Annotated in this window: 8 protein-coding genes and 1 pseudogene; 3 read left to right on the forward strand and 6 right to left on the reverse strand. The window is 50.7% G+C overall.

Annotation, left to right across the window (positions count from 1 at the left end):
- Positions 1 to 352: 352 nt before the first annotated feature.
- The 5 genes from B5D40_RS08165 to pdxR form a co-directional block, all read right to left on the reverse strand.
- Positions 353 to 910, reverse strand: coding sequence for a hypothetical protein (locus B5D40_RS08165; RefSeq protein WP_078776530.1), 558 nt, complete (start codon positions 908 to 910; stop codon positions 353 to 355).
- A gap of 52 nt (positions 911 to 962) precedes the next feature.
- Positions 963 to 1,937: a fibrobacter succinogenes major paralogous domain-containing protein gene (locus tag B5D40_RS08170; protein WP_078776531.1), complete on the reverse strand. Its 975-nt coding sequence runs from the start codon at positions 1,935 to 1,937 to the stop codon at positions 963 to 965.
- Between the two features lie 52 nt (positions 1,938 to 1,989).
- Positions 1,990 to 2,568 carry a hypothetical protein gene (locus B5D40_RS08175; RefSeq protein WP_143394310.1) on the reverse strand — a complete coding sequence of 193 codons (579 nt, stop codon included), beginning with the start codon at positions 2,566 to 2,568 and terminating at the stop codon, positions 1,990 to 1,992.
- 303 nt (positions 2,569 to 2,871) lie between these two features.
- The gene (locus tag B5D40_RS08180; RefSeq protein ID WP_078776533.1) at positions 2,872 to 4,005 is read right to left on the reverse strand and encodes a tyrosine-type recombinase/integrase; all 1,134 of its coding nucleotides are present in this window, start codon (positions 4,003 to 4,005) and stop codon (positions 2,872 to 2,874) included.
- 956 nt (positions 4,006 to 4,961) lie between these two features.
- Positions 4,962 to 6,380 carry a MocR-like pyridoxine biosynthesis transcription factor PdxR gene (gene pdxR, locus B5D40_RS08185; RefSeq protein ID WP_078776534.1) on the reverse strand — a complete coding sequence of 473 codons (1,419 nt, stop codon included), beginning with the start codon at positions 6,378 to 6,380 and terminating at the stop codon, positions 4,962 to 4,964.
- A 138-nt stretch (positions 6,381 to 6,518) separates the two neighbouring features.
- Between pdxR and pdxS the strand changes: the two genes are divergently transcribed.
- Genes pdxS through B5D40_RS08200 form a run of 3 tightly spaced genes read left to right on the forward strand, consistent with a single transcriptional unit; the run spans position 6,519 to position 10,309 of the window.
- Positions 6,519 to 7,397, forward strand: coding sequence for a pyridoxal 5'-phosphate synthase lyase subunit PdxS (gene pdxS / locus B5D40_RS08190; protein ID WP_078776535.1), 879 nt, complete (start codon positions 6,519 to 6,521; stop codon positions 7,395 to 7,397).
- The gene (pdxT, locus tag B5D40_RS08195) at positions 7,398 to 7,988 is read left to right on the forward strand and encodes a pyridoxal 5'-phosphate synthase glutaminase subunit PdxT (RefSeq protein ID WP_078776536.1); all 591 of its coding nucleotides are present in this window, start codon (positions 7,398 to 7,400) and stop codon (positions 7,986 to 7,988) included.
- A 20-nt stretch (positions 7,989 to 8,008) separates the two neighbouring features.
- Complete coding sequence (locus B5D40_RS08200) at positions 8,009 to 10,309, forward strand: fibronectin type III domain-containing protein (RefSeq protein ID WP_078776537.1); 2,301 nt, start codon at positions 8,009 to 8,011, stop codon at positions 10,307 to 10,309.
- A 931-nt stretch (positions 10,310 to 11,240) separates the two neighbouring features.
- On the opposite strand, the pseudogene B5D40_RS16500 reads toward B5D40_RS08200, so the two are convergent.
- Positions 11,241 to 11,522: pseudogene (locus B5D40_RS16500) on the reverse strand (hypothetical protein); the annotation flags it as partial.

Consider the following 11,522-nt stretch of genomic DNA (forward strand, 5'->3'; position numbering starts at 1 on the left):
TCGTGCTCAGAGGATAGTAAAAGCCTGATCAGAAAATAAAGGTTTGCAAAGCCGCACCGCCAAACGCTGGCAGGGATTAGTGGTTGGTGTGCTTCGACTAGTTCGACAACCGGTCCCTGAGCCTGTCGAAGGGCAGGGATTGATTTTCAGTTGTTAGAGTTTATTGGGGAGCGGCATCTCTGCCGCTTTGAAATGCAAAAAAGCCTCCGGGTTGAATGTGAATCCCGGAGGCTTGAAAGGTTGTTTAGCCGAAAATTACTTCACGCGGATTTTCTGAATTTCCTTGCCTATGCGGACGATATATGCGCCGGCGTTCTGCAATTCCATCGAGAATTCCGGGGAAATTTCGGAATTACACGCCCGCTATTTGATTTTTCCGTGTGCATAGAAAAATTTCTATTTCCTTCGCACCAAGTTTTTGTAGCGGTTTAGGGAAAGCGTTGACGGGTAGCGTCCGTGCCAAGGGAGCATTCAGCAATCCCTTTGACTTCAATAATTTTGCGCCTTCGTATGCACCAGCATGAAGATAAACCTGCTTCGGTTTCAACCTGTAATACTTGGCAAAGCGAAGAGCTGTATCATAAAGCATAAGCGAACCGACTCCTTCCAGGTTACCTATCCTTTTTTCGAGTTCCTTGTAAAGTTCGTCAAAATCGGCAAATTCCTTTGGAGCGTCCCACGCTTTCAGGCATTTGTAAACCTGCTTCAGGACATCGTTTGGAATGCGATATTGATGCTCATGTTTTTTCCAACCGTTTTCCTTTTTGCATTTGGCGAAAGCGGCTTTCTCTTTCACACCATCCAGATCTAGGGAGCCATATCCACTGTCAACTTGAACGCATATCGGCTCCTTCTGAAAATCAGCAACAAGATTTTCCAAGTTTTCTAAGGCTTGTTCACCATTGTGCATATTGTTCTCCTTTTTTTGAGTTTTTATTTGCCATGATTTAGCTCCCAGTGTTTTAATCTTTGAGGCAACGGACGGAACACCCGAGGTCCTTGTAGTTGTAATACGAGTGCACGTGCTCGTCCTCGTAGAAGAAGTACCAGCTGTACGCACCGTCGCCGCTGCGGCCCTCCGTAGACCTCCAGAAGTGCGCGATCTTGCCGGCGTTGCGGTAATAGTCATCGCCAAGGCGGAAGCCCGCTGGCAACACGGAAAAGCCGTATTCGTCCGTACCGTTGCCACTTTCTCCTTCATAATCGACCCAGCCGCCAGTGGACTTGAGCTTTTTTCCAGCGACATCCTCACCGCCAACAGTTTCGATCAGAACCTTCCATTCTGCATCGCTGGGCAAGTGCCAACCTTCGGGGCAGACTCCGCGAACCGGTTCCGTCGCAGAGCACTTTATGCCGTAGCCGCAGCCCTTGCCGCCATCGCTAAAGACTCCGGCACTGTCCATGGCAGCAGCCCAGGTGTAGAGTCTTCCATATTTGGCGCAGGAATCCGGCTCGTTTCTGTAGCAGAAGCTGGAGGAATCTTCTGTACTTGTTGGCTGCAAATAAGCGTAGTTCAAATTCTCCGCCATCCATGTCTGGGTTCCAATGGTCACGGTCTTGTAAACCTGCCCGTCGCGGGAATCCGTGAACGTGCCATAAGCAATATTCGGATTCAAATACTGCCAGTTTACTTTTTCTAACGACGAACTGGAAGACGATTCAAAAACCGAATTACCGTCCATTGTCACGACTCTTCCATCGCTCAACGTGATGTAGCCTGTGTTCGGGTCGAATACGCCCACCACATTGCCGTTTGCATCGCGGACGGTCAGATCCGAGTAAACGTCCCCCACAGGAACCTGAGAGACTAGGGTTGCATTGGGGTCCGCTTCAGGAATGGCGTTCCCGCTGGCTGAAGAACCGCTATCGTCGCCACAGGCGGCTAGGAAAAGAGCCGACAAAATAGTGAATGCAAAAATGGATTTTCTGATGTTCATTTGTTGTCCTTTTTGAAATAAATGTCCTGTCTCGGAGGGAGCAATTTGCCTGCTATCTAAAAAGCGATTTTTTTACGCAAAGAAAATTTTCCACCAGAAGAGCAAATTTTGAATCGTTTGCCCTTTGGGGACAAAGCCACGAGAAATCGGAAACGGGACGAATCTTCGCTTTAGAAAAACTCAAGACTCTCAGTTTCATCAACTTCTTTGCGCCCTCCTCTGTCCCACGATGCAAATAGACCTCCTGCGGTTCAAAATTGCAATTTGGATTTTGTTTCTGTAAAAAAATTCCAAGGCGAAGGGCGGCATCATAAATAGCCAGAGGACCGAGATATTTCGGCTTGCACTTTTCCAAAAGGTCATGAAGGCCCTTAAAATCCTGACACTTTAAAATCGCCTTTTTTATTTTACTGACATTCTCAAAAAACGCCTGCTTGGCGATTTTTCGAATTCTGTACTGGTGAGGTTCGAGTTTGTCCTTCTTGTTATGGAAAAAGCAGGCTTCCCGAATGGCGGTGTCGATATTTGGCAAAGACTGATAATAATCTTGAAGTTCTTTATAGGTGTCCACACCTTCTTGCCAAAAGTCCTGAAAGAACTGGGCTATTGGAATTCGATTTACTTGTGCCATGATGGATTTCCCTTTTTCGCAGAAGTGCGCTTCTGCGAAAAAAACATCTTGGGAAGAGGCTTTGCACACGGCTTTTTCCCGACTCGGAGCCGCCACCGAGCAAAAAGGGGACGGGTTGGAACACTTCCGGCAGGGAAATCCGCTCGCCGGGGTTAGAATTCAAGTCCTCGGAGTTGATTTCCGTCAAATTTGCAAAGAACCGGTAGGAATTTTTATCCTTTGCGTATTGACAAGTTCACAAATCCGACTTATATTTTGCTTATTGTTAATGAAAGCTTTCGCAGAAGCGCACTTCTGCGAAATTCACTGCCGGACCGGCTTGCGCCCGGAACCTCCCGATTTTCCAAAACTTTCGTTCCAATATCCGCCATTCATTTGCCCGCTTTGATTTTGCGCCCGCTTCGGGTTCTTCACGAACTCCCAGAACGCTTCCTGCACGCGCCGCTTGCTCTCGAAAGTCGGGTGCACATAAAAATCCAGCGTGGTGTGCGTGCTGGCGTGGCCGAGAAGTACCGAGAGCGTTTTCAGGTCCTTGTTAGAAGTCAGCGCGTGGGTGGCGAAGCTGTGCCGCAGGGTGTGGATGTGGGCGTCCACCGCAATTCCTGCCGCCTTCAGGAACTTCTTGAAATGGTTCTGCAATGTCCGCTGGTCGTACTTCACCAGGAAGGATTCCGAGGGATTTTCCCCCGCCATTTTTTCCAGCCATTGGAGCAGATTTTCCGGGATGGGGATTTCCCGGTGGCCGCTTTCGCTTTTCGGCGGGCAGAGCTTGCGGATGGTCTTCGGGGGCTTTATATTTTCGCGGGTTTCCGTTTCCGCAGGCTGGTTAAAAGTTCTGCCTTTCCCGAATTTTCCCGGCGCATTCCAATTTGAGGCATTCACAATTTCTCGCCTTTCCTTCGTTATATCGGCGACATTTTCATTGGGCAAGCGTTCCAGCGTACCATAAATCCGAATGGTATTCCGTACAAAGTCGAAATCCGAAAATTTCAGGGCACAGGCTTCCCCCAGACGCATCCCGGTGAAAGCGATCAGCAAGAGGCTCCGGGCCGAATTTTCCAGTTTCGGATTTTCGTTCTTTTCCAACACATCAATCAGCGCGGCCAGTTCCTCTGGCGAGAGGGGAACCGCTTCCCCTTTCCGAGTCGCCCCAGTGTGGGGAAAATCCAGCGCACTAAAATCCTCCGGCGAAAGTGCCGATTTCAAAATCTGCTGCAAGGTCGCCAGCACGAAACGCCGCGTCGAAACCGCAAGATCTCCGAGAGCGCGCTCCGCAAAATTTCGCACGAGATCCGAATCAAAACCGACCAGCTCCACTTCGCCAAAATACGGCAGCAAATACTTTTGCAGAATATTCCCGTATTTCGCCCGGGAACTCTCGCTCCAACTCGCACACTTCTTTTCAAACCACTTTTTTGCCGCTTCCTTGAACCGCATGGCGTCTCCTTTGTTGTATGACGGTGCAAAGTTTGCAAAAAATTCTCGAAAAAGAAACAGATTGCCACGGTGCTACGCTCCTCGCAATGACGTGCCGCTGGCTTGGATTGCCACGTCGCTACGCTCCTCGCAATGACGGAATGCTGGTTCGGGTTGCTCCGTCATTGTGCGCCCGCCAAGGAGAAAATCAGCCACGTTTGAAAGCGACCGTCACCCCGAACCCCGGAGGGGTTATACGACACTTGTCAATTTATTGACTTAGTGGAGTTATCCTCTATGTGGATATACGACACTTGGTAACTTTGTTACCTTAGTGGAGTTATACTCGAAGTGTAGAAGCAATCCTTTCACGCAGCCAAGATTGCTTCGCTTTGCTCGCAATGACGGGAAGCCAGCCAAGGATTGCCACGTCGCTCTGCTCCTCGCAATGACGGGATGCCCGCGCAGATTGCCACGGCTTTGCATCCCTGAAACTTGGAATCTCCGATTCCATAGTTGAAGTATCCCTGAAAGGGACAATTCGCCTAAGGGAAGCAGAGCTTCCAAGGCTCATGGGCCGCTATCGCTGCTCGCAATGACGTACCGCTGGCGATAACTTGTGTTCCATTTGACAAAGGCCGACTTTGCATCGAAACAGGTATTTTTCATTTAGTCAAAGCCAGAAAAAACAAAAAAAATGCCTTTTTCATTTAATCGAAGTTCCAAAATGCGAAAAGATACCTTCGTTCATTTAGTCGAAGCTCCAAAATGCGAAAAGATGCCTTCGTTCATTTAGTCGAAGCTCCAAAAAGCAGAAAAAACGGCTTCGTTCATTTAGTCGAAACCCCAAAAGGCGAAAAGACGGCTTTGTTCGTTTAGTCGAAGCTCCAAAATGCGAAAAACGGCAGACAGCCGTTTCTCCCAACTTCCCTCTTGGAAAAAGACATCCCCTCAAGAAAATTATTACCCGAAAAACATCATCCTAGCTTCAAAACTTCGGCGATTTTTTGAACCGCCAGAGGGATTTTATTTTGCGGCACCGAAGAATAATTGACCACAAATTCATGGCTGGAAGGCTCGGAAATGGCATAATAATCGGAAAGTGCCCGCAAAAAAACGCCCTTTTCCCGCAATAGCGCACAAAAATCTTCGTCCTTCAAATCGGTCTTCACTTTTAAAATGAAGTGCAGTCCCGCATCCTGCCCGGCGATTTCCACAAAATCCTTCAAGCGGCTTTGCCGAATGGCCTCTATCAAAAAATCCCGACGCCCGCGGTAAAAATTTCGCATTCGGTTGATGTGCTTTTCATAAAAACCGCCCGCGATGTATGTCGCCAACACATACTGCTCCAAATTGGAAACCGTGCAAGTGTAAAACGAAAATTCATTTCGGAATCTTTGGGCCAGCGATTTTGGAAGAACCATATAGCCGACGCGCACCGTCGAAGCCAGCGTTTTGGTGAACGAGTTGATGTAAATGGTCTTTTCTTGAACGTCGATACTCTGCAGCGAAGGAATCGGATGCCCTACCATGCGAAACTCGCTGTCGTATTCGTCTTCCACGATATAGCGGTTGCTGGATCTGGACGCCCATCCCAAAAGTTCATAACGGCGACTGATCGGCATGACCCTGCCTGTCGGAAAATGGTGCGACGGCGAGATATGCACAACATCCGTACAAGTTTCTTCCAGCTGGTCAATGCGAATGCCGTTTTCATCCATCGGAATAAAATGGCAGACGACGTTCAGCTTGCGATAAATTTTGGAAATTTTGCTGTAGCCCGGATCTTCGACGCCATATTTTTTATCGAATCCCAAAAGCTGAACGAGCCAGCTGTAAAGGCAGTCCGTGCCCGCGCCGACTACAATGCACTCCGGATCCACCGAAAGCCCCCGAAAATCGAAGAGCATTTTCGCAATCGCCACCCGCAATTCCCGAATGCCACAGTGCGGAGAACGCTTGAGCAAATCCCTTTGCCGTTCGCCCAGCACCCGCCGGGCAATGGTCGCCCAGGTCGAAAAAGGAAAACTGGATTCTTCCAGCTGGTTGTCGGCAAAATTCGCCACGAGCTCTGTCGGCGCTTCGCTTTTTTCTTCCCGGGATTCACGCGATTCGGGCAAGGCGGGCTGTTTTTGCACGGATTCTTTGGGCGTGCGTATTGCCGACACGAAAAATCCCTTTCTGGGCTGCGTCCATATAAAGCCTTCGGCGAGCAACTGGGCGTAGGCATTTTCCACGGTCACCACGCTCACCCCGAGTTGCCTTGCAAAAGGGCGTTTGGACGGCAATTTCTGATCGGCTTCGAGGCGCCCCGCCAGAATATCGTTCCGGATGGAGCGGTAAAGAAAATGGTAGAGGCTTTCGTCGCCCGAATTTTTCATTTCGTAGGATAGCATTTCACCTCGGTGACTTCAATCTGGCCATAAACTGGCCGTATCGAAATAATAGAAATTTGAACATTTCAAAAGGTCAAGTAGAAAACTAATTTACGGGATGAAAACGGAATTTTCCGCAGATTTCAAGGAGAAAACACAATGGCTACCGAAAACCGCTACGAATTGAACAAGAATCTCGCCCAGATGCTCAAGGGGGGCGTCATCATGGACGTGACCACGCCGGAACAGGCAAAAATCGCCGAAGAAGCCGGTGCCGCCGCCGTGATGGCACTCGAGCGCATTCCCGCCGACATCCGCGCCGCAGGAGGCGTTTCCCGCATGAGCGACCCGAAAATGATTCAGGGCATCCAGAACGCCGTTTCCATCCCCGTCATGGCAAAGTGCCGCATCGGACACTTTGTGGAAGCGCAACTTCTCGAAGCCATTGAAATCGACTACATCGACGAAAGCGAAGTACTCTCCCCCGCCGACGACGTTTTCCACATCAACAAGCACGAGTTTAAAGTGCCGTTTGTCTGCGGAGCCAAAGACCTCGGCGAAGCGCTCCGTCGCATTGAAGAGGGCGCATCGATGATCCGCACCAAAGGCGAGCCGGGAACGGGCGACATCGTGCAGGCCGTCCGCCACATGCGCTTGATGAATCAGGAAATCGCCCGCATTTCGTCCATGCGCGAAGACGAGCTTTTCAACCGAGCAAAGGAATTGCAGGTTTCCTACGAACTGGTGAAATATGTGCACGACAACAAGCGTCTTCCGGTGGTGAACTTTGCCGCGGGCGGTGTGGCGACTCCGGCCGATGCGGCTCTTATGATGCAGCTCGGAGCCGAAGGCGTTTTCGTCGGTTCGGGCATTTTCAAATCGGGAAATCCGGCAAAGCGCGCCGCCGCCATCGTTCAAGCGGTGACAAACTTCAAGGACGCCAAGCTTATCGCCAAACTTTCGGAAGATTTGGGCGAAGCAATGGTCGGCATCAACGAACAGGAAATTTCCCTGCTTATGGCGGAAAGAGGCAAGTAAATGGGTTCCGGGAAAATCCCCCGAATAGGCGTTCTGGCGGTGCAGGGCGCATTCATCGAACACGTTCAGATGCTTTCCCAAATCGGCGCAGACGCTTTTGAAATCCGCCAGTTGAAAGACTTGGACGGACCTTTTAACGGGCTTGTTCTTCCCGGCGGAGAAAGCACCGTGCAAGGAAAGCTACTGAAAGACCTCGGGCTTTTCCTTCCCCTGCAAAAGCGGATTCAAGAAGGGATGCCCGTACTCGGAACCTGTGCGGGACTTATCCTTTTGGCGGAAACGCTGAGCAACGACAGCGCAACTTACTTCGGGACTCTTCCCGTCACCGTGCAGCGCAACGCCTACGGTCGCCAACTGGGCAGTTTCTTTGTAGAAGAGGAAATGGATGGCGTCGGAAAAATCCCGATGACATTCATCCGCGCACCCTTTGTGGAAAACGTCCGCGAAGGGGTGCAAATCCTCGCCCGGGTGGAAAACCGCATCGTCGCCGTCCGTTACAAAAATCAGTTGGCCATTTCGTTTCATCCGGAATTGAACGCGGACGAACGTCTGCACAGGCACTTCCTGGCGATGGTTTCTGAAAACGCCTAGATTTTTGTATCTTGTTTGCGATGCGTTTTTTACTTTCCTTTCTGGCTATTTTTGCATTCGCCTTCCTGACGGTCGCCTGTTCTGCCGATTCCTCTTCCGACGACTACGGTTTTGAACGCGCCGTCCAAGACCTCTCCATTTTGCGCCGCTGCCCCGGCAACAATGACACGTCTAAATTTTGCTACCAGTTGCGTTGGCGCATCCCCATCGAGACGGAAAACCTAAAGCAATTCCATATCTGGGTCGATACCCTTTATGTGGGCGATTCCACGACGAGCGTCCCGAGCGGAGCCACGGAGCATTCCATCAAGGTCTCCTTTAAAGGCGAAGAAAAACTTTACGACACGCTGAATTTGACACCGCACGTCCAAGATTACCTGAAGCAGGACAGCCTCTCCATTTCTATCTGGTGCGATTACGGTGACGGGCAGCGTTCCGGCGACATCCAGCATATTTTCATCCATTTTGGCGACGACCTGCCCCCCTCACTCATTACGATTACCGATTCCGTCTGGACGACCGGAGCCGCCATCGACTGGTCTCGCCCCACAGACCAGCGCGACTACTACGTTCCCGAAAGCCTCTCGGGGCCTATCGCGGGCTACAACATTCTGCTCTGGTCCGAAAACGAAAACCAGGACATCCGGAATATCAAGGTGAAAATTTCGCACGACGGCAAAGTCGATTCGCTGGGCAACACCCTGTGGAAACGCCACCACCGATTCCGCTTTACCCATGATTCCCTGTGGATAGACACCACGAGCCGCGCAGAATCTTCCAAAAATTATTTGCGCCTCGCCGTCTTGGACGGAAAAGGCTTTGATTTTTTATCGGACAGCGCAAACCGCTTCCGCATGGTGCTCGAAGGACTCAAGCCGGAAAGCAATTACACTATCGGCATTATCGCCTGGGATTCCGCGGGCAATCCGTCCGGCACGGGTTCCGTGGAGACGAATCAGCTCTTCATGACGACGGACAACGTTCCGCCCCTCATGCCGAACAGGCTCTGGTTTCGCTCCGATTCCACGGATCCATCCGCCGCCCGGCTTGACTCCAACCGGATTTTCATTTATTGGGCGCGCAGTGCCGACCCGCTTTCCGACACCAGCGGCATCGTCGCCGATTCGATTCTCCACTACCCGGCATCCTGCTATGAAGGGGTTTGCTTCAGGCATGTCAAAAGTTACGAAATCCACCTTTGGAACGGAAGCGATTGGGAAGTGGCCACTGGAGCGGGCGGACTTTCCGAAGAAAAATACACACGCTCCTACGCACTGGACGGCGACTCGATGAAGGTTTCCACAACCGGGGATTATGTCGGCGACACGATCCGTTGGATAGTCCCCGGCGACACTCTGATTTTGCGCATCCGCTCGATGGATTCTTCCGGCTACTACTCCAAGGCCCTGACCGACACGATCGTCGTATCGCAAGGCCCCGAAGCCGACCTGAATTGCCCGGAAGGCTTTGTCCCCGTACGCACCGACGACTCCACGCGATTCTGCATGGAAAAATTCGAGCACATGGATTCCGACTCCACCTTCGCCCACGGCGTTCTCTTTAACGAAGCGGTTGCCGGCTGCGAAAGCATGACCGCCGAAGGATTCACCGTTTCCCTCTGCAAAACCGCCGACTGGAAAGCCGCTTGCATGGCGCAAGGAAGAAGCTCCTACGGACTCATCGAAGAGGGCGACTTTTCGGCTGGCGAATTTCTGTATAAAAGCTGCGGCGTGGGTTCAGGCGATTCGACGACCGCAACCGACCCGAAAAAAAGAAACAAGCTCTGCACAAGCCCCGACGGCATCCGCAACCTTTCCGGCGCATTCCAGGAATGGACGCTCGGCCCTTCGGACACGCTGCTCTACGTTCTCCGAGGATCCAGCTACGTTTACTACACGGGAGCTTCACGGGAATCCCTGTCCAAGTGCACCACCTATTCCCTGCCGAACCGATACCGCGCCGGTTACACGCAGGACTCCGTCTATCTTTACCGCGAAGGCTCCAAAGTCGATACCAGCTATACCGCAGACACGAGCCGGACGCTGTATAAGATCCTGACATTGAAAGACTTCACCGACTCCATCCAGATATTCAAAGTATCGACCGCGGACGGCGATTCCCTCGGCGAAGACTACGCCCCTCTCTCGGAATATCAAAAAGGCGGCGACAAATGGTTGCAGGAATTGGCGGGAAACCTTTCCTACGAACCCATCCGAACCGAAGCGGTCTTCTTCACCGGCGAATCCGTCAAATACAAAGGGTCTGCGGCATTCTACACGGACGCGTCCATCTCCTATCGCTGCTGCGCCTATCCGAACTGATTCTGGGCGTGCCCCGCTTTGGCGGGTCGGCGAGCTACGGGCTACAGCTTCGCAAGGCTCAAAGGATCGCCTTGCTTTTGCTTTCAATCGGCGCTTCGCACTGGCTCGGTATTTCCCGGCAGCAAATTTCCCACCCTCCGCATGCCTCACGCCGTTAGTGGTTAGCGATCAGTGGTTAGTTGAAAATTGGAAAAGTACCCATGCGCACTGTCACAGGCTGCGAGGGAAATTCACTTTGTGAAAGAAAGTTCCCCACTTTAAAAAGAGTTCATCTTGCGATAAGAAGTTCACACGTGGGAAAATCAAAATGTGGGTATTTCGTGGAGGATTCTCCATAATTTTCAAAATTTTTTAAACATGGAGCTTTTTTCAATTCAAACAAAGAATCGCTATGCAAAAGCGAGCGTTTTCACAAAGAATGAATCCCTATTCGGAACAAAAATTCCTTTTGATGTTGAACGGTCTTTGCAAACCGAAACTCCGGCGGGCATTCCTTTCCCGAACAAGAAATCCATTCCTGAACAAGCTTTTCCTTCCCGAATCAGAGACCCCGTTTCAAAACAAGCTTTCACTTTAAAACAGGAAATTTTTCACCGTCTTCTTCACGCATCCTCGCCGGTAGCGCAAATTTTTAAGCGATTTTTACAGCGAATCGTCGCGACTAAAAAATAGTGGGTAGCGGGTAGGAGTCAGAAAGAAAGGTCTAAAAATTTTGACCGTGAATATTTTTGCGAAAAGCAAGGAAGGGAAGTTTCCAAAGCACTCAAAGGAGAATCTTGTCACAATCTTATCTGCTTCGGTTCCTCCGGGCTTTTTATATCCATCTTATTTTCCCTCTATTGATTTTACATACTGAACAAACTGGGCTAATGTCCATATTCTGTCTCTGCGATCCTTTGGATATGTCACTATATAGTCAGCCCTTAAAAAGTCACTTTGCGAACGCAAGATAAGGACGTTCGCATTTTTTGTTCATTCCGTTCCACAGAAGGCAAAAACAGTATAGCCATTCCAACAGGGCAAAAAAGCGCCTCATGGCCCTCTTGAAGTTGAACGCTGCCGCAGCAAGCTTTGCATTGAGCATGTCGCCAAAGATTCCCTTGTAGAAATTGCGACCCATGCGGTGGTCGCTTTTCAGGTGGCCGTTGATAGGCTCGATGCCAGCCCTCTTGCAAAAAAGCTTGTGAGCCTTTTTCTTCTGGTAGTAAGTCGC

Source organism: Fibrobacter intestinalis (assembly GCF_900167415.1).
Lineage (GTDB): Bacteria > Fibrobacterota > Fibrobacteria > Fibrobacterales > Fibrobacteraceae > Hallerella > Hallerella intestinalis.